We start from the raw sequence: 18,582 nt of genomic DNA, 5'->3' as shown, positions 1-18,582 counted from the left end.
CGCTCGCCGGTCTCCGAGGGATCCGTCCCCCTCCGGATTTCTCCCTCTCCGTCCATGTCTAACGTCTCACAGGCCAGGAGCGATCCGGTGCGCCGCGAGCGTGGCGTGATGATCAACACCGTCGCGCGGCTGGGGATCGGGGTGGACGAGCGCTCCGGACAGCCTCGGCAGGGCGTGGAGCAGCGCGTGCTCGGCGCGGACGGACGCGTCGTGCGCCTGCACGAGCGTGCTCCCGGGATCGACGATCACGTCGCACTCGGCGCGGAGCCGGTGCCCGATCCAGCGGAGCCGGACGGTCCCGACGGCCAGAATGCCCGGGACGTCCTTGAGGGCGCGCTCCGCGGTGGCGACGAGTTCCGGGTCCACGGCGTCCATGAGCCGGCGCCAGACCTCGCGCGCGGCCTGCCAGAGCACGACCAGGATCGCGAGCGTGATCAGAAGGCCGACGGCCGGGTCCGCCCACGTCCAGCCGAGGCCCACGCCCGCCGCGCCCAGCAGGACGGCCAAGGATGTGAATCCGTCCGTGCGCGCGTGCAGGCCGTCCGCCACCAGCGCGGCCGACCCGATGCGGCGTCCGACGCGGATCCGGTACCGCGCTACCAGTTCGTTTCCCGCGAACCCGATGAGCGCCGCCGCCGCGACCGTCCACAGATGCGTCACGGGTTGTGGATGCGCTATCCGTTGCAGCGCCGCATACCCGGCCACTGCTGAGGACGCCCCGATCGTCAACACGACGACCACGCCCGCGAGATCCTCGGCGCGTCCGTAACCGTAGGTGTAGCGCCGCGTAGGCGGACGCCGCCCGAGGAGGAATGCGAACCCGAGCGGTACTGCCGTCAGCGCGTCCGCCGCGTTATGCAGGGTGTCGCCAAGCAGCGCAACCGATCCCGAGAAAGCCACCACCGCCGCTTGCAGCGCGGCCGTTGCCGCTAGGACGAGCAATGAGATCCAGAGCGCGCGCATACCGTCCGCGCTCGCCTCCAACGCCGCGTCCACCTTGTCCGCCGCCTCATGCGAATGCGGCCGAACAACGTGAACGACCCGCCCCCACAACCCACCCGCGTGCCTGTGCCCACTTCGATGCCCGTGCCCAACCTCATGGACATGTGAATGTCCCTGCCCCGCGCCGTGCGCGTGTCCCGCCCCGTGCGCGTGTCCCGCGCTCCGCGCGTTCGCCGTGCCGTGCGTGTGCGCCGGGCCGTGCGTGTGTCCCGCCTCGTGGGTGTGGCTGGCCTCGGGCGCGTGTGCCTGCGCTGGTCCGCGCGCGCTTCCTGCCTCGTTTGCATGTACGGGCCCGTGTGCGTGCCCCGGCTTGTGGGCTTGGCCTGCGGGCGTGTGGGCCGACTCGGGCGGCTGGGGTGCCTCGTGGTTTGGGGGCATGGGGACACGATGGACTACGGAATCGGTTGCAGCATCTCGATAGGAACGCATGGTCCGCAGCCGCAAGGTCGTTGCGGGTGCGGATGCGTTGTTGTTAGTGGGGGTTGGCGGCCAGGAGTTCGGCCAGGAGGTCGTCCAGGGTGACGATGCCGGACAGGGGGTCGTCGTCGCTGGAGATGACGGCCAGCTGGGCTCGGGAGCGGCGCATCACGGACACCGCGGACAGGACGGTCGTTCCGCTGGTGAGGACGGGGGCCGGGTGGGCGAGTTCGGCGGCGCGGCGGTCCGGGTCGGGTTCGGTGACGGCGGCGCGGACGTGCACGATGCCGGGGCCCGTGCCGTCCTTGCCGAGGACGAGCAGGCGGTTGTGGCCGCTCGCGGTGGCGACGCGCCGGACGTCGGCGGCGGTGGCGTCGGACGGCACGGTGGCGACGTCCGCGGCCGGGACGACCAGGTGCGCGACCGTGACCTCGCGGGCGGAGATGGCGCGGCGCAGGAGCTCGTGGTCGTGCCGGCCGATCAGGCCCAGGCGGCGGGACTCGCCGAGCAGGTGGCCGAGGGAGCGGACGTCGGTCGGGGCGTCCAGCTCGTCGCGCGGGGTGATGCGGCAGAGCCGCAGCAGGCCGTTGGTGACCGTGTTGAGGAAGGAGAGCACCGGCCGGGAGACCTTCGCGAACGCGCGGAACGGCAGGGCCAGGACGAGGGCCGAGCGGCGCGGGTGCGCGATCGCCCAGGACTTCGGCGCCATCTCGCCGACGACCATGTGCAGGAAGGTCACGACGCCGAGGGCGCAGGCGAGCGCGATGGCCTTGCCGCCCGCCTCGGGGACGCCGACCGCGTGCAGCGGCGGTTCGAGGACGTGCTCGAACGCCGGTTCCGTGACGATCGCCAGGCCGAGCGAGCACATCGTGATGCCGAACTGCGCGCCCGCGAGCATCAGGGACAGTTCGCGCGTTCCGGCCAGGGCGGCGATCGCCGGACGGCTGCCGCGGGCGGCGGCGCGTTCGAGCTGCGGTCGGGGCGCGGCGACGAGCGCGAACTCGGCCGCCACGAAGAACCCGTTCCCGACCAGCAGCAGCACCGTGATCAGAAGCGAGGTCAGCGGATCCACGGACCCTCCCCGGACGCCGCCATGGCGGACTTGTCCTCGATGTTCGGTTCGTCGGCCGACGGTGAGCCGGGCACCAGCGCCGGAGCGGGATCCTGCGGCTCGGCGGGCGCCGGGACGGCGGGGATCTCGGCCGCGGTCAGGGCGCGGACCCGGACGTGGCGGGCGACCCGGCGGGCCACCGCGACGACCTCGATCTCGGCGTGGCCGTCCGGTTCGGACGGGTCCTCGCCCAGCGGGACGACCAGCCGGTCACCCGGGCGCGGCAGGCGGCGCAGCTCGGCCATGACCAGGCCGCCGACCGTGTCGTAGGAGTCGCCCTCGGGGAGGGCGAGGCCGGTGGTCAGCTCGATCTCGTCGACGCGCAGCCCGGCGTCCAGCAGCCAGGAGCCGTCGGCGGAGCCGACCGGGGTCTCCTCGCGCGCGTCGTTCTCGTCGATGATCTCGCCGACGAGCTCCTCGGCGATGTCCTCGAAGGTGAGGATGCCGGCGAGGCCGCCGTACTCGTCCACGACGCAGGCGAACTCCTCGCCGGCCTCGCGCATCCGCTCGATGACCCCGTACAGCGGCTGGCTGCCGGGGACCATCAGCGCGGGACGGGCGACCGACGCGACCGCGGTGGACGGCGCGAGGTCCTCGACCGCGGCCTCCCGCGCGCCGACGACGCCGACGATGTCGTCCATGTCCTGGCCGTAGACGGGGTAGGTGGAGTTGCCGTTCTCGCGGATCAGGGTGACGAGCTCGGCGACCGTGGCGTCCGAGGCGAGCGAGCGGACCTGCGGGCGCGGCACCATGACCTCGTCGGCCGTCCGGTCGCTGAAGGACAGCGCGCGCTCCAGCAGCCTGGACAGGTCGGCGGGCAGGTGCCCGGCGCCGGCGGAGCGGTCGATGATGTCGCCGAGCTCCTCCAGCGTCGCGCCGCTGCGCAGCTCCTCGACCGGCTCGACGCCGACGGCGCGCAGCAGCGCGGCCGCGGCCCGGTCGAACAGCCGGATCAGCGGGCCCGCGACGGTCAGGTAGGCGAGCGTGGACGCGGCGAGCACGCGGGCGAGGCTCTCCGCCCGCGCGAGCGCGAGGTTCTTGGGGAACAGCTCGCCCAGCAGCATCTGGATCAGCGTGGCCAGGACGAACCCGGCGGCGAGCGCGATCGCGTCCACCGCGCCGGACGGCACGCCGACCGCCTGGAGGAGGGGCTCGATGAGCGAGGCGAGGGCGGGCTTGGCGATGAACCCGACCACCAGGGTGGTCATGGTGATGCCGAGCTGCGCGCCCGAGAGCATGAAGGAGAGCCGCCCGATGACCCGGAGCGCGCGGCGCGCGGAGGCGTCGCCGCTGTCGGCGGCGACGGTCAGCCGGGACCGGTCGGCGGCGACGAACGCGAACTCCTGGGCGACGAAGTAGCCCGTCGCGGCGGTGAGCAGGATGACGGCGAAAAGGCCCAGTGCGGCGTTCAGCATGGTGCACCGGGTCTATGACTGGGGTCCGACACTGCGGACTCTCAACTCCTCTCGATCGGACTGCTCAGCCACGTCCCGCAGGGGGACGACACCTACAGAACGTCACTTCACACCACGACGTTCCCTCAACACAACCCGTTCGCCGGTAACCCTGTGTGTTTTTGCTAACGGGCATCACCCCTCTGAGGTGGCCGAAGGCGGTCAACAGGCGTTCCGGACGGCTCCGCGGCGGCGATCACGCCCCCGGATTCATCATGATTCACGGGAGTGGGCGACGAAGCTCCCGGGATTTCGATGGCGGGGCACGCGCTTGTGCCGAAAAGTGCCCCGGATCACACTGAACGGAGCGGGTACGCCCGATCCTGGATGGACGTCGGCGAACGTCCGGCGGATGTCGGCGAACGGCGGTGGCAGGCGACGGACGGCAACGGAAACGCGACGGACGGCAGCAGGACAACGGAAGGCGGCGGCAGAAGCACGGGAGAAGGCGGCAGGGCAACGGACCGCGGCGCCAAGGCGGCAGACCGCGGCGCACGCGCGTCGGCAGGGGCGGGAACCCGCAGGCCGCGGCGCGAATCGAAGTGGGAGTCGGTGCGAGGACGGGGCAGGGACACGGGGCCGAGGTGAACGAGAGCGGAACCGGGGCGGCGCCCATGAGCCGCGAGGGCGTCGACCACGCCCTCCGCCAGCTGCGCGCGGACGCCGAGCGGATCTCGGCGGCCCTGCTCGACCTGGACTCCCACGCGGGGTCGCAGCTCCTCAAGGGGGCGCGGCTCACCGGGGAGACCTGGCGGCGCTGGGACGAGACGCAGCGCAAGGTCGCGACCCTGTGGCGGCTGTTCGACGCGTACACGAGCGTCCTGGACGAGGCGACCGCCCTCCGCGACAGCACGAACCGCCCCGACGTGGACGTCCTGCTCACGCTGACGGCCATGCTGACCGGGCCGTCCGTGGACCTTCCGGACGGCGAGGTCCCGCTCGACCAGCGGACGCTGCTCGGCCCGGAGCGCAAGCGGGTGACGCTGGACGAGGCCGTCCAGCTGATGTCGGACGAGTACGAGGCGGCCGCCGCCGTGGTGGTCGCGGCCGACAACGCGTGGACGGCCCTGCTGCTCCCGCTGGACGACGTGGAGGAGGGCTGGCGGGACGCGGCGCGCGTCGCGCACGAGCTGGACGGCGTCCGGCACCCGGAGCTGGACCGCATCGGCCGGGAGCTGACGGCGTTCGGGCGGATCGTCCGGACGGACCCGCTGTCGCTGGTCAGCGGCTCGGGCAGCGAGGCGAAGGCGGACACCTCGCGGCTGGAGGCGCTGAGCAAGGCGCTGGAGGCGTTCCGGGCGGAGCTGGCCGGGGCGGTCGCCGCGCGCGACGGGCACACCGCGCTCGTGGACCGGCTGACCGGCGCGATCGACGAGGTCGCCGAGGCGGAGCGGGAGGCGCGCGAATCCCGGGAGACCGCGCTCCTGAAGATCGACTCGCCGGGGCTGCCGGACCCGGTCGAGCCGTCCGCGGGGCTGCGGGACCGGCTCGCGGCGCTCGCCGCGCTCTGCGCGGAGGGCCGCTGGCGCGAGCTGGCCGCCCGCTCGGCCGACCTCGAACGGGCGGTCGCGACGGCGCTGGACCGCGTCCGCGCCGACCGCGACCTCGCCGCCGGCCTCCTCGACCGCCGCGCGGAGCTGCGCGGACGCCTGCAGGCGTACCAGGCCAAGGCGGGCCGGCTCGGCCTCGCCGAGGACGCGCGGATCTCGGGCCTGCACGACCGGGCCCGGGACCTGCTCTGGACGGCCCCCTGCGACCTGCGTGCGGCCACCGCCGCGCTCGCCGAGTACCAGCGCGCCATCCGGGCGTGCGAGACCGAGACGGGAACCCGCGGATGACCGGTGGCAAGCAGTTCCCCTGCCCTCAGCCCGACTGCTCCGGGACCGTTCAGGACGACGGCTTCTGCGACGCCTGCGGCCTGACCCCGCCCGCGGGCGCGTCGCCGGACGTGTCGCCGGACGCTTCGTCGGCCGGGTCCGCGCCGTCCGGGCCGGACGTGGGTGCGATGCCGACGCGCCCCGGCCGCCAGGCGCCCGAGCGCGGCCCCGGCTGGTCGGTGATGGCGGGACGGCGCATCGAAGGCGGAGGCGGCCCCGCCACACCGGTCGGCGCGGGCGTCCGCAACACCAGCTCGTCCGAGCGGGGATCGCGTGGCACGCGCGGTTCGGGCCGGACGGCGACCCGGGGCACCGGCTCGGGCGGGACGCGCGGCCCCGGCCAGCGCGGCGGGCTCGGCGCGGGCCTGGTCGAGGTGCCGCCCGTCCCGTACCGGGACCCGGCGGACGCGATCATGGAGAACCCGGAGGTCCCGGAGAACCGCCGGTTCTGCAGCCGCTGCGACGAGCCGGTCGGCCGCACCCGGGACGGCAAACCGGGACGGACCGAGGGGTTCTGCCGCAACTGCGGGCACCCGTTCTCGTTCACGCCGAAGCTGAAGCCCGGCGACACGCTCGGCGACCAGTACGAGGTGCTCGGCTGCCTCGCGCACGGCGGGCTCGGCTGGATCTACCTGGCCCGCGACCACAACGTGTCGGGGCGCTGGGTCGTCCTCAAGGGCCTGCTGGACGTGGGGGACACCGACGCGATGGCCGCCGCGACGGCCGAGCGGGCGTTCCTCGCCGAGGTCGAGCACCCGAACATCGTCAAGATCTTCAACTTCGTCCAGCACGGCGGCTCCGGCTACATCGTGATGGAGTACGTCGGCGGCCGGTCGCTGAAGGACATCCTGCTCAGCCACCGCAAGGAGGCCGGGGACGACGCGGCGCTGCCGCTCCCGCAGGTGATCGCGTACGGGCTGGAGGTGCTGAGCGCGCTCGGCTACCTGCACAACGTCGGGCTGCTGTACTGCGACTTCAAGCCGGACAACGCGATCCAGAGCGAGGAGCAGCTCAAGCTGATCGACCTCGGCGGGGTGCGGCGCTCGTTCGACTCCGGCAGCCCGATCTTCGGGACGCCCGGCTACCAGGCGCCGGAGATCGCCGCGCGCGGGCCGTCGGTGCCGTCCGACCTGTACACCGTGGGCCGGACGCTCGCCGTGCTGAGCTTCGCGTTCCGCGGCTACACCAAGCGGCACCTGCGCAGCCTGCCGCCGCGCCACGAGGTCCCGGTCTTCCAGCGGTACGAGTCGTACTACCGGCTGCTGCGGCGCGCCTGCCACGGCGATCCGGCCCGCCGGTTCCAGAGCGCGGCGGAGATGGCCGAGCAGCTCACCGGCGTGCTGCGCGAGGTGCTGTCCGCCGAGGGCGTGCGGGTGCCGCCCGCGCCGTCGCCGCTGTTCGGGCCGGAGCAGAACGCGGCGGGCGCGGAGGTCGCCGACATCGAGGACGAGCTGGAGGGCGGCGCGCCGATCCTCCAGGCGCTGACGCCGGGCGCCGCTGCGGCGGCGCTGCCCGTCCCGCTCGTCGCGACGGACGACCCGGCCGCCGGGTTCCTCGCCGGTCTGTCGGCCCGCGACCCGGGCGACCTGGCGGCGGCGCTGTCCGGCGCGCCGTCCGCGTCGCCGGAGGTCCGGCTTGCGCACGCGCGGGTCTCGATCGAGCTGGGCGACCTGCCCGCCGCCAACGAGATCATCACCGCGTTCGGCGCGGAGCACGAGGACGACTGGCGCTCCGACTGGTACCGGGCCGTCCACGACCTGGCGGACGGACGGCCCGGAATGGCCGCCGCGACGTTCGACGACCTCTACGACCTGATGCCGGGCGAGCTCGCGCCCAAGCTCGCGCTCGCCTTCTGCGCCGAGCTCCAGGGCGACACGAGGACCGCCGCCGCGCACTACGAGACCGTCTGGCGCACCGATCCGACCTACGTCAGCGCCGCGTTCGGCCTGGCCCGGACGAGCCTGGCGAGCGGCGACCGGGACGGCGCGCAGGCCGCCCTCGACCTCGTCCCCCGCGTCTCCAGCTACTACGTGTCCGCGCAGCTCGCGGCGGTCGCGACGACCGTCCGGGGCCGTCCGCCCAGCGAGCTGGACCCGCAGACCCTCATCGACGCGGGCCGCCGCCTCACCGGCATGCGCCTGGACACCGAGCGCCGCGACCGCTTCACCGCCGAGGTCCTCGAAGCCGCCCTGGCCTGGCTCCGCTCCACCCACAAGGCCGACGCGCAACCCGATAGGGCGAAGTCGCCGAACGGCACGCACGAAGTCCTCGGGACGCCGCTGACCGAACGCGACCTGCGCCGGACGCTGGAAACGGTCTACCGACACTTGGCGAAGCTCGCCGACCGCCCGGATACCCGCCATGCGATGGTGCGACGCGCCAACACCGTCCGTCCTAGGACCCTGCTGTGACCGCCGCGCGCTGCCCCACCTGCGGCGATCCCCTCCAACCGGCCGACCGCTTCTGCGAGAGGTGCGGCATCCCCCGCCCTGCGTCCCCGCCTCCACCCGCCGCTCCGCCGGGGTTGGTGCGATGTGTGGACTGCGGGGCCGTCGCGATCGATGCGGACGGGTATTGCGGCCGGTGCGGGTTGCGGCAGCCGACCGGGCGCGAGCATGTGGAGATCGCGCTGTCCGGCCCGGACGGGCTGGTGGCGTGTGCGGGCGTCAGCGACGTCGGACGGCGCCGCAAGCGCAACGAGGACTCGTTCGCCCTGGCCGTCCTCCCGGCGGCGGTGTGCGCTGTGGTGTGCGACGGCGTGGCGACCGCGCCCGGGTCGGACGAGGCGTCGCGCATAGCGGCCGAGACCGGGACGACGGTGCTGGCCCAGGGCGTCGCGGCGGGCGCGGATCCGGTGGCGGCGACCCGTGCCGCGCTCGACCGCGCCAGCGAGGCGGTCGCCGCGCTCGGTGAGGCGGGCCCGTCTGGCGCTCCCGCCTGCACCTACGTGTCCGCCCTAGTGGACGCCGCGACGGTGACGGTCGGCTGGATCGGCGACAGCCGCGCCTACTGGATCCCGGCGTTGCGCGCCCGCGAGGTGTTGTCGCAGGTCACGCGCTCCGACCTCGCGCAGATGCGGGCCGGGACGGTCGAGTTCGCGCCCCGCCGCGCCGAGCCGGGACGGGTCCTCACCCGGGACGACTCGTGGGCCGAGCAGATGATCCGGACGGGCGCGATGACGCCGGAGGCCGCGCACGCCGACCGGCGCGCGCACCTGCTGACCGGCTGGTTGGGCGCGGACGCGGGGGCCACGGCGTCCAGCGTGGCGGGCTTCGCGCCGGACGGCCCCGGCGCGGTCCTGGTGTGCAGCGACGGCCTGTGGAACTACCTGCCCGAACCGTCCGACCTCGCCGCCGTCCTGGGCCGGTGCCCCGACCCGGCCGAAGGCGTGCGCGTGCTGCTCGCCGCGGCGCTCGAAGCGGGCGGACGCGACAACGTGACGGCCGTCCTCATCCCCTTCCCGCCCCCGGACGGCCTGACCGCCCCCACCCCCGGAGCCCACACCGCCCCGGCGACCACGCAGCCCGCCCCGGCGGGCGCGCAGGCGGGGCCGGAGGGTGCGCGGGCTGGAGCGGGGGTGTCGGAAGTGGGGGTCGGGGCGTCCGAAAAGGAGGGGCGCGGGTCCCGGGGCGCGGGGGGCGCGTCCGACCTCGGGGGCGCGCCGGCGGCGAGCGCCGGGTCCGCTACGAGGTGGGAGAGACGACCATGACCGACCGTCCGCCCTTCACGATCAAGGTCGACCAGAACCCGTACCTCGGCGCGGGCGGGCACGAGATGCACGCCATCGTGTCGGTGGAGTCGTCCGGCGGACCGGCGCCGGAGGCGCCCGCGGCGCGCGCCGCCGAGGTGATCGTCATCGACGCGTCCGGGTCGATGTCGTACAGCGGCAAGATGGGCGCGGCGAAGCGGGCGGCGGAGGCGGCGCTGAAGGTCGTCCGGGACGGCGTTCGGTTCGCGGTCGTCGCCGGGTCCAACAGCCCGCGGATGGTGTACCCGGCGGGCGGGGAGCGGCTGGTCACGATGAACCGGCAGCACCGCTCGGGTGCGATCGGCGCGGTGTCGCGGCTGGAGGCGTCCGGCGGCACCGCGATCGGGTCGTGGCTGCGGCTCGCCGACCGGCTGCTCGCCGGGGAGGAGGGCGCGGTGCGGCACGCGATCCTGCTCACCGACGGGAAGAACCAGCACGAGTCGGCCGAGGAGCTGGACGCCGCGCTGCGCACGTGCGAGGGGCATTTCGGCTGCGATGCCCGAGGTGTCGGGACGGACTGGGACGTCGCCGAGCTACGCAAGATCACCTCAGTCTTGCTCGGCGGGTTCCTCGACGTCCCCGATCCGGCCGATCTGGAGGACGACTTCCGGCAGATGATGCGGGACGCGATGGGCAAGAACGTCGCCGACCTCGCGCTGCGCGTCTGGACGCCGCAGAACGGCTCCCTGCGGTTCGTGAAGCAGATGGTCCCGTCCGTCGAGGACCTGACCGGGCGGCGGGACGACAAGGGCCAGATCGGCGACTACCCGCTCGGCGCGTGGGGCGCGGAGAGCCGCGAGTACCACCTGTGCGTGGACGTCCCGCCCGGCGACGTCGGGAGGCAGGGCCGCGCGGCCTGGGTGAAGCTGGTCGTCCCGGACACCGGCGAGGAGCTGGCGCACGCGAACGTCCTGGTCGAGTGGACCGACGACGAGGCGCTGTCCACCCGGATCAACGCGCGCGTCGCCCATCACACCGGCCAGTCGGAGCTGGCGGACGCGATCCAGGAGGGCCTGGCCGCGCGCCGCGACGGCGACGAGGAGCGCGCGACCGCGCGGCTCGGCCGGGCCGTCGCGCTCGCCGAGCAGGTCGGCAACGAGGAGATCACCGACCTGCTCGGGCGGATGGTGGACGTCGACCACGAGTCCGGGACGGTCCGGCTGAAGAAGGACGTGGACGTGGCGGACGAGATGTCGCTCGACACGAGGTCGGTCCGGACCGTCCGGACCCGGCAGGACGAGAGCGCTCCCGGGACGGGGGCCTGAGCGGCGTGGGCAAGTGCGGCGTGTGCGGGGCGGAACTGCATCCCGGCGACGAGTTCTGCGACATGTGCGGCTCGCGCGTGGAGTCCGCGCCGCGCCTGGAGCTGTCCCGCGAGGAGCCGCCGAGGCAGGGGCCGCGGCCGGACGTGGGTGACGTGCCGTCCTGCCCGGTGTGCGGGACGCGCAAGTCCGGCCGGTTCTGCGAGGAGGACGGCTACGACTTCGACACGGGCAGGCAGGCCGAACGGCCGCAGGCGTTCACGCAGCCGGTCGCCAAGCCCCAGGACGGGACGGCGCCGTCCGGGCCCCTGCCGCCCGCCAAGGCACGCACCTGGACGGCCGTCATCGCGGCGGACCGCGAGTACTTCGAGGCCGTCCGCGCGCAGGGCGGCCCGGACGCCGCCGCGATCGCGTTCCCGCCGTACTGCCCGGACCGGCTGGTCTCGCTGGCCGGGCAGCGCGTCCAGATCGGGCGGCGCAGCGCCTCGCGCGGCATCGAGCCGGAGATCGACCTGTCCGTCCCGCCCGAGGACCCCGGCGTCTCGCGGCTGCACGCCGTCCTGCTCGCCCAGCCGGACGGCTCGTGGTCGCTCGTCGACCCGGGCTCGGCCAACGGCACCACGCTCAACGACGAGCTCGACCCGGTCCCGGTGAACGTCCCGGTGCCGCTGAAGGACGGCGACCGCGTCCACGTCGGCGCCTGGACGACCCTCACCTTGAGGAGCCCGGAATGACGACGCCGACACGGCAACCGGCCGTCCCGTCCACGGCCGCGGCCCCGGCCAAGCGGTCCGCGAGGCCGCTGGAGCGGCAGCGCGGACGCCTGGTCACCCTCGTGCGCGGGCGGTGGCTGAAGACCGTCCCGGGCCGGATCCGGGGCTGGACGGCGCTCGCCGTGCTCGCCATAGCGGCGCTCGCGCTGGCCCTGACGCTCTCCATCCAGGACGCCAGGCAGGGCGTGCAGACCATCGGGCACGACGCGGGCCCGCAGGTCGTCGCTACCGGCAACCTGTACTTCGCGCTCAGCGACATGGACGCGCAGATCGCCGACATCCTGCTGATCGGACGCGAGAAGTCGCTCGGCATCGGCTTCGAGGAGTCGATGCGGCGGTACGAGCGGGCCCGTTCGGACGCGGGGAGCGCCGCCGTCCAGGCCGCGCAGCTCGCCGGCAAGGACCAGGACCGCAGGCAGACCGTCCAGGAGGTCATCGACGGGCTTGGCCAGTACCAGCGGCTCGTCGGCCAGGCGCTGACGCTGAACGAGCAGGCGCAGCACCCGGCGGGCGAGCTGCCGCAGCCCGTGATCGACACCTACCGGCAGGCGTCGGACCTGATGAAGCTGGAGCTGCTGCCGAAGGCGTACAACCTGACGCTGGACAGCGGCGCGACCGTCCGGCAGTCCTACCAGGAGAAGCGGACGAGCGTCCTGGACGGCCGGTACTGGGTGCTCGCGGCGGGCCTGGTCGTCCTGGTCGTCCTGGCGGCCGGGCAGCTGGCGATGGCGCGCGAGTTCCGGCGGCTGCTGAACCCCGGCCTCGCGCTCGCGACGGCCGCCACGATCATCCTGGTCGCGGTCGGCGTCGGCGTCCTCAACGCGCAGGCCGGACACCTCCTGCGCGCCAAACGGGACGGGTTCGACTCCGTCCTCACCCTGTCCCGCGTGCGCGCGATCAGCCACAGCTCGTTCGCGGACGAGTCCCGCTACCTCCTCGACCCCGGACGCGCCGACACCTACGAGCAGAACTACCTCGACAAGGTCTCCGCGATCCTGTGGGTCGACCCGCGCAGCCAGCCCGCGAACCTGAAGACGTACTACGCGCTCGCCGGGAAGGCCGCGACGACCTACCACCCGGGCGACCGGTCGGCGTTCCTCGGCCTGCTCGGGGACGAGGCGCGCCAGGCCCGCAAGGGCGCCGAGAGCGACGCGCTCGCCCGCGTCCTGCGCGCGTACGCGGCCGTCCTGGACAACGACCGGACGATGCGGCAGTTCGTCCAGTCCGGGGACCGCAACCGCGCCATCGGCTTCCGGATGGGACGCGGGTCGTCCGCGATCCGCGACTTCGACGCCTACGACGAGGCGATGCGCTCCCTCGCGAACACGCACAGCGCCGCGTTCGACCGCGCGATCCGCGACGCGGACGGCGGGCTGTCCGGCTGGAAGGTCATCCCGCCGGTAGCCGCCGTCGTGATCGCGGTCCTGGTGCTGGTGGGCGTCCGCCCCCGGCTCGCCGAGTTCGGAAGGATCTGACGATGCCGTTCAACCCTCGGCGGGGCAGGCGGGCGCAGGCGCGGGCTGCGCGGCCGCAGGCGGCGCGGGCACGGGCGGCGCAGGCGGCGCGGGCACGGGTTGCGCGGGCGGCGGGGCTCGCGGTGCTGGCGGGCGCTCCGCTGGTGCTCGGGGGATGCGCGCTGAGCTCGGCCGAGCCGCACTCGATCCTGCACCGGCACTCGCTCACCATCGGCGTCAAGGGCGACCAGCCCGGCCTCGGCCAGCTCGTCAACGGCCGCTACCAGGGCTTCGACGTGGACGTAGCGACGTACGTGGCGAAGCGGCTCGGCGTCCCGCCGTCCCGGATCACGTTCAAGACCACGCCGTCGTCCGTCCGGGAGAAGGTCCTCAAGGACGGCACGGTGGACATGGTCGTCGCGACCTACTCGATCACCCAGGCGCGCAAGACGCAGATCACCTTCGCCGGGCCGTACTACGTCGCGCACCAGGACACGATGGTGCGCTCGAACGACACGGCGATCAGGAGCGTCCACGACCTGGCGGGGAAGACGATCTGCGCGGTGAAGGGCTCCAACTCCTGGAAGCGGATCACCGACGAGCGCAGCATCCCGGCCGTCCGGGTGGACGTGGACAAGTACAGCGAATGCATGCCGCTGCTGACCGGCGGCAAGCTGGAGGCGTTCTCCACCGACGACCTGATCCTGGCGGGCTTCGCGGCCGGGCATCCGGAGGTGCACCTGATCGGCGCGCCCTTCACGGACGAGAAGTACGGCATCGGCCTGCGCAAGGGCGACCTGGCGGGCTGCGAGGCGGTCAACCGCATCCTCACCCGGATGTACCAGGACGGCTCGGCACGGTCCTACCTGAACCACTGGTTCGCCGACACCGGCGCCCGGCTCGGCGACAGCGTCCCCCAGTTCGAGGGCTGCTCCTGAAGGGGGGGCAGGCCAGGCGGGTCAGGTGCTGACGGCGTCGGTGGCCTCCCGGAGCGTGTCGTAGATCGGGATGTACTGGTCCACACCCGTGATCCTGAACACGCGGCGGACCCGCGGTGGCAGCGCCACCAGGGCGAACCCGATCGCGCGCTCGGACGCGCGGCGGTTCGCGCCGACGACCGCGTTCAGGCCGCTGGAGTCGCAGAACGTGACGTGCCGCATGTCCACCACCAGCGGCTGGCCTATGTCGATGACGTCGGTCAGCGTCTTCTCCAACGCGGGACGGGTCACCACGTCGATCTCGCCCTGGACGCGCACCAGCGTGCAGCGGTCATGGCGCATCAGGTTCACGTCGAAGTCCATGCTCGTCCCCCCACCCCTCCTGACGAGAGCAGCGGCCATCCCGGTCCGCGCGGCCGGTGTAACGCGCCCCACGCCCGGTTCCGGCCGAGCACGATCGGGAATCCCAGAATCCCGCACCGCCGGAGGCTTTCCAAGCGGATCGCGGGAATGGGTCGGGCCGCGTTGTGGCCGGTCCGGAGGCCGTAACCGGTGTTGCGGTCCCTTGATCGTTCACGTGCCGTCCATCTGAAACGGGCGTTTCGCTCACCTGCGGCTGATCGCATTACCCCCGCTTCGACTGTTTGAAACCAAGGGGAGGTCAGCCGATGTCTTCGGCTGGGAAACTGCGGCGCATCGCCGCGATCACGCTCGCCGCGGGCGCCGCGACGACCGTCGTGGCGTCCGGCGCCGCGAACGCCTGGAACGGCGACCGGACGTCCGACGTCCGGCACGCGATCCACGGCGGCAAGGCCCGCAACGTCATCCTGCTGATCGGCGACGGCATGGGCGACTCGGAGATCACCATCGCCCGCAACTACAGCAAGGGCGCCAACGGCCGCCTGAACATGGACCGGCTGCCCCTGACCGGCGCGTACACCACCTACGCGCTGCAGAAGGCGAACCCGAGCCTGCCCGACTACGTCACCGACTCGGCGGCGTCCGGCTCCGGCTGGGCGACCGGCCACAAGACCTACAACGGCGCCATCTCGGTCACGCCGGACGGCAAGCCGCAGCAGACCGTGCTGGAGCTGGCCAAGCGCGCCGGCTACCGGACGGGCGACGTCACGACCGCCGAGCTGACCGACGCCACCCCGGCCGTCCTCGCCTCGCACGTGACCGACCGCGGCTGCCAGGGCCCGGCGGACATGAAGAACTGCCCGACGAACGCCAAGGAGAACGGCGGCGCGGGCTCGATCGCCGAGCAGGAGATCGGGACCGGCGCGGACGTGTACCTGGGCGGCGGCAAGGCCCGCTTCGCGCAGACCGTCAAGGCCGGCCAGTTCCAGGGCAAGACGGTCATCGACCAGGCCAAGGCGTCCGGCTACGACGTCGTCACGGACGTGAACGGCCTGCAGGGCGCGCGTCCCGGCCGCGACGGCCGCCTGCTGGGCCTGTTCTCCGACGGCAACATGCCGCAGGAGTGGACCGGCCCCGGCGCCAAGACCGGCGGCACCGAGCCGTCCCGCTGCGCCCCGAACGCCCAGTTCAGCGGCCCGCACCTGACCCAGATGGCGTCCAAGGCGCTGTCCGTGCTGGACGACCAGACCCGCCGCTCGCGCAAGGGCTTCTTCCTGCAGATCGAGGGCGCCTCGATCGACAAGCGCGACCACGCCGCCGACCCGTGCGGCCAGATCGGCGAGACGGTCGAGTTCGACAAGGCCGTCAAGCTGGCCATGGACTACGCCCGGCAGCACCCCGACACGCTCGTGGTGACCACCGCCGACCACGGCCACACCAGCCAGATCATCCCGCTGGACGCCAAGTCCCCCGGCCAGACCGCGACCCTGGTCACCGACGAGGGCGCCCCGATGAAGATCAACTACGCCACCAACCCGGCCGGCGAGTCGCAGGAGCACACCGGCACCCAGGTGCGCATCGCCGCCCAGGGCCCGCAGGCCGCGAACGTGGTCGGCGTGACCAACCAGACCGACCTGTTCGGCACCCTCACCCGAGCCCTCGGCGTCCGCCACTAGGCGACGCCGCCTGTGCCGACGGCCTTACGGGGCCGGTTCCCACGGACCCGTCCGATCCCGCGCACCCGGGACCGGGCGGGTCCGTCCGCGTTCGCGCGGGCCTTGAATGGGGGTCGGATGGGACGCCCGTCCATCCTGTGGTATCGCCGCTATTCGCGTTATCCGCGGCCCGGCCGGAACCCGAAACCTACTCACCAGAAACCTACTGAAAGGTAGCCTACGGCCTCGGATGAATTACCGGAATTCGGGCAACGTCGGTACGCTGACCTGCGGCTGTGGCGTCCGTCGGGGCGTCCGCCCGGCGTCCGGGAAGTGCACCGCGGCGTGCCGGGAACGGCCCCGGCGTTACAGTTGCGATGCCGAATTCTGGAGGCCGGGTGTTCTACACGTTCATGACGCGAATCGTCGCGCCGATCCTGCGTCTGCTCTTCCGGCCGCGTATCGAGGGTGCGGAGAACGTCCCGAAGTACGGGCCGCTCATCGTCGCCAGCAACCACCTGTCCTTCATCGACAGCTTCGTCATCCCGCTCGCCGTCCCGCGCCCGGTCACCTACATCGCCAAGGCCGACTACTTCGAGGGCAAGGGCCTCAAGGGCCGGTTCGTGAAGTGGTTCCTCACCACGCTCGGCCACGTCCCCGTGCGGCGCGGGGCGCGGCGCTCGGCGATGGGCGCGCTGGAGCAGGCCGTCGAGATCCTGGAGAACAGCGGCGCGTTCGCGATCTACCCGGAGGGCACCCGCTCCCGCGACGGACGCCTCTACCGCGGACGCACCGGCATCGGCTGGCTGGTGCTGGAGTCCGGCGCGCGCGTCCTGCCGGTGGGCCTGGCCGGCACCGAGAAGATCCAGCCGATCGGCGCGCCGATGCCGCGCTTCCTCGGGCCCCGGCCGACCGTCCGCATCGGCGAGCCCCTTGACTTCTCGCACTACCGCGACCTGCCGCCCGCCAAGGCGCGCCGCCTCATCACGGACGAGATCGTCGAGCACATCCAGAAGCTATCCGGCCAGGACTACGCCGGCGCCTACAACGACCACTCCGAGATGCAGTAGGACGCCGGTTCAGGGCGACGGAGCCGAGGTCGGGGAGGGAGCCGAGCCGGTGGACGGAGCCGAGGTCGGGGACGGGGCCGAGCTCGTGGACGAGCCCGGGGCGGCGCCGTCCTTCGGGGTGTTCCGGCACGCGACGGGCCCGAAGAGGACGACCGCCAGCAGGAGCGGCGGAACCAGGATCCTCGGCAGCGTCCTCGACATCCCCTGTCCTTATGGTGACGAAATGGTCGCGGTCGGTAGTGGATCTACCCGCCGCGAGGTGATCTGAAAGCGCGGGTCCGGGCCGTCTCGTCCGATGGCGTGTCGTCCGCGCGGTTACGGCCCGGACGCCCCGTAAGGTCGCGGACATGTCCTCTCGCAACCCGTCCGGACGCGCGCCGCGCCGCTTCGCCGCCACGGCGCTGGCCGCCGTCGCCGCGGTCGGCCTGGCGGGCTGCGGCGGCGGAGGCGGCTCCGCGGGGACGGGCGCGAACGGGCGCGCCGCCCTCGCGCTGACCGGCTACACGTCCGACCAGCTCAAGCAGGCCCTGCTCACCGACATCACCGGCTACCAGCGCGTCGGCGAGCCGGATTCGGGGGAGTACGGCTCGCTCAAGGGCATACAGAACTTCAGCCAGCTCCAGCGGCAGGTCACCCTCGACAAGCCGCGCTGCGCGAACGCCGCGGGCGCGCACGCCACCGTCGACAAGACCGTGCCCGCCGCGCTGACCAGCTTCAACCGCGGTGACGGCCAGGTCGTCACCGAGACGCTCATGGGCATGCCGGACGAGGCGGCGCAGCGCCAGCTCGCCCTGCGCGTCCCGGCCGACTGCATGGCCTTCCGCACCCGCGTCGGGACGCAGTGGTCCGAGCACCGCGTCACCGAGATCCCCGGCGGCGCCATCGGCAAGGGCTCGCGCACGGTCGGCGTCAGCACGGTCAGCGGCAACTCCAACACCAAGGCCTGGTACGTCGTCCTGCGCGGCCGCCACTGCGTCGCCACGGTCAGCCTGTTCGGCCCGAACGCCACCCGCGACGAGGTCGAGCAGCTGGCCCGCCAGGCCTACGACCGCGCCGAGCACTACCTCCCCTGACCAGCCGCCGCCGTCGTCATCCGCCTTCGCGTCCGGCACTATCCGGCGTGTCCGGCCGCCGGATAGCGTGCAGGCGTGCCGTCGCCGGCCGGCGGCGGGCGGAACGCGGGTGGACGGGGAGCGGCGCTTGATCGGCAAGGAGGGGCGGGTCACCGGACGGATCGGTCCGAGGCTCGTCGGCGAGGTCATGATCCCGGTGCGCGGCGGCGCGGAGGCCTTCTACGCCCATCCGGTCGATCCGAACGAGGAGATCGGCGTCGGCGAGATCGTGGTCGTCGTCGAGTACCACGCACCCCGCACCGTCTACGTGGCCCGCGCCATCATCTGACCGGCCGGATGCGGACGTTCGGGAGGTCGGCCCGCTTCCCGGGAACCGTTCGGGGACGCT

16 protein-coding genes are annotated in these 18,582 nt (G+C 73.3%); 12 read left to right on the top strand and 4 right to left on the bottom strand.

Features of this window, described 5'->3' with window-relative positions; genetic code table 11:
- Window positions 1-66: 66 nt before the first annotated feature.
- The 3 genes from FHU30_RS15755 to FHU30_RS15745 all read right to left on the bottom strand — a co-directional run bounded on the left by FHU30_RS15755 (window position 67) and on the right by FHU30_RS15745 (window position 3,945).
- Window positions 67-996: a cation diffusion facilitator family transporter gene (locus FHU30_RS15755; RefSeq protein ID WP_253876448.1), complete on the bottom strand. Its 930-nt coding sequence runs from the start codon at window positions 994-996 to the stop codon at window positions 67-69.
- Between the two features lie 478 nt (window positions 997-1,474).
- Complete coding sequence (locus tag FHU30_RS15750) at window positions 1,475-2,491, bottom strand: hemolysin family protein (RefSeq protein ID WP_253876447.1); 1,017 nt, start codon at window positions 2,489-2,491, stop codon at window positions 1,475-1,477.
- The gene (locus FHU30_RS15745; RefSeq protein ID WP_253876446.1) at window positions 2,479-3,945 is read right to left on the bottom strand and encodes a hemolysin family protein; all 1,467 of its coding nucleotides are present in this window, start codon (window positions 3,943-3,945) and stop codon (window positions 2,479-2,481) included. Before FHU30_RS15745 ends, FHU30_RS15750 begins: the two co-directional genes overlap by 13 nt.
- A gap of 623 nt (window positions 3,946-4,568) precedes the next feature.
- Here FHU30_RS15745 and FHU30_RS15740 point away from each other — a divergent pair.
- The 7 genes from FHU30_RS15740 to FHU30_RS15705 are packed head-to-tail and all read left to right on the top strand — an operon-like array spanning window position 4,569 to window position 14,036.
- A complete protein-coding gene (locus FHU30_RS15740) occupies window positions 4,569-5,822 on the top strand; it encodes a hypothetical protein (protein WP_253876444.1) in 1,254 nt (417 codons plus the stop codon).
- Window positions 5,819-8,272 carry a serine/threonine-protein kinase gene (locus tag FHU30_RS15735; RefSeq protein WP_253876442.1) on the top strand — a complete coding sequence of 818 codons (2,454 nt, stop codon included), beginning with the start codon at window positions 5,819-5,821 and terminating at the stop codon, window positions 8,270-8,272. The genes FHU30_RS15740 and FHU30_RS15735 overlap by 4 nt, the downstream gene beginning before the upstream one ends.
- On the top strand, window positions 8,269-9,570 hold the full coding sequence (locus FHU30_RS15725) for a PP2C family protein-serine/threonine phosphatase (RefSeq protein WP_308211303.1): 1,302 nt from the start codon (window positions 8,269-8,271) through the stop codon (window positions 9,568-9,570). The genes FHU30_RS15735 and FHU30_RS15725 overlap by 4 nt, the downstream gene beginning before the upstream one ends.
- Window positions 9,567-10,874, top strand: a complete 1,308-nt coding sequence (locus tag FHU30_RS15720) for a VWA domain-containing protein (protein WP_253876441.1) — start codon at window positions 9,567-9,569, stop codon at window positions 10,872-10,874. Before FHU30_RS15725 ends, FHU30_RS15720 begins: the two co-directional genes overlap by 4 nt.
- Window positions 10,875-10,894: 20 nt before the next feature.
- Entirely contained in the window at window positions 10,895-11,605 is a 711-nt protein-coding gene (locus FHU30_RS15715) for an FHA domain-containing protein (protein WP_253876440.1), read from the top strand.
- The gene (locus FHU30_RS15710) at window positions 11,602-13,119 is read left to right on the top strand and encodes a GlnX family signal transduction membrane protein (RefSeq protein ID WP_253876439.1); all 1,518 of its coding nucleotides are present in this window, start codon (window positions 11,602-11,604) and stop codon (window positions 13,117-13,119) included. The genes FHU30_RS15715 and FHU30_RS15710 overlap by 4 nt, the downstream gene beginning before the upstream one ends.
- Window positions 13,120-13,121: 2 nt before the next feature.
- The gene (locus FHU30_RS15705; RefSeq protein ID WP_253876438.1) at window positions 13,122-14,036 is read left to right on the top strand and encodes a glutamate ABC transporter substrate-binding protein; all 915 of its coding nucleotides are present in this window, start codon (window positions 13,122-13,124) and stop codon (window positions 14,034-14,036) included.
- A 21-nt stretch (window positions 14,037-14,057) separates the two neighbouring features.
- Here the strand turns inward: FHU30_RS15705 and FHU30_RS15700 are convergent, their stop codons facing one another.
- Complete coding sequence (locus FHU30_RS15700; RefSeq protein ID WP_253876437.1) at window positions 14,058-14,399, bottom strand: STAS domain-containing protein; 342 nt, start codon at window positions 14,397-14,399, stop codon at window positions 14,058-14,060.
- 305 nt (window positions 14,400-14,704) lie between these two features.
- Here FHU30_RS15700 and phoA point away from each other — a divergent pair, with 305 nt between their 5' ends.
- The 5 genes from phoA to FHU30_RS15675 all read left to right on the top strand — a co-directional run bounded on the left by phoA (window position 14,705) and on the right by FHU30_RS15675 (window position 18,522).
- Window positions 14,705-16,072 (top strand): alkaline phosphatase, encoded by a 1,368-nt coding sequence (gene phoA, locus FHU30_RS15695; RefSeq protein WP_253876436.1) that lies wholly within the window; start codon window positions 14,705-14,707, stop codon window positions 16,070-16,072.
- A 377-nt stretch (window positions 16,073-16,449) separates the two neighbouring features.
- Window positions 16,450-17,121 (top strand): lysophospholipid acyltransferase family protein, encoded by a 672-nt coding sequence (locus FHU30_RS15690; RefSeq protein WP_372503905.1) that lies wholly within the window; start codon window positions 16,450-16,452, stop codon window positions 17,119-17,121.
- Between the two features lie 49 nt (window positions 17,122-17,170).
- Window positions 17,171-17,389 (top strand): hypothetical protein, encoded by a 219-nt coding sequence (locus FHU30_RS15685; RefSeq protein ID WP_253876433.1) that lies wholly within the window; start codon window positions 17,171-17,173, stop codon window positions 17,387-17,389.
- Between the two features lie 79 nt (window positions 17,390-17,468).
- Window positions 17,469-18,194 carry a hypothetical protein gene (locus FHU30_RS15680; RefSeq protein WP_253876431.1) on the top strand — a complete coding sequence of 242 codons (726 nt, stop codon included), beginning with the start codon at window positions 17,469-17,471 and terminating at the stop codon, window positions 18,192-18,194.
- Window positions 18,195-18,321: 127 nt separating this feature from the next.
- Window positions 18,322-18,522: an NfeD C-terminal domain-containing protein gene (locus tag FHU30_RS15675; protein WP_253876429.1), complete on the top strand. Its 201-nt coding sequence runs from the start codon at window positions 18,322-18,324 to the stop codon at window positions 18,520-18,522.
- Window positions 18,523-18,582: the final 60 nt, after the last annotated feature.

This window comes from Actinomadura rupiterrae, from assembly GCF_024172125.1.
Lineage (GTDB): Bacteria > Actinomycetota > Actinomycetes > Streptosporangiales > Streptosporangiaceae > Spirillospora > Spirillospora rupiterrae.
Note: the sequence above shows the minus strand (reverse complement) of the source record. Positions and strands in the feature narration are given on the sequence as shown.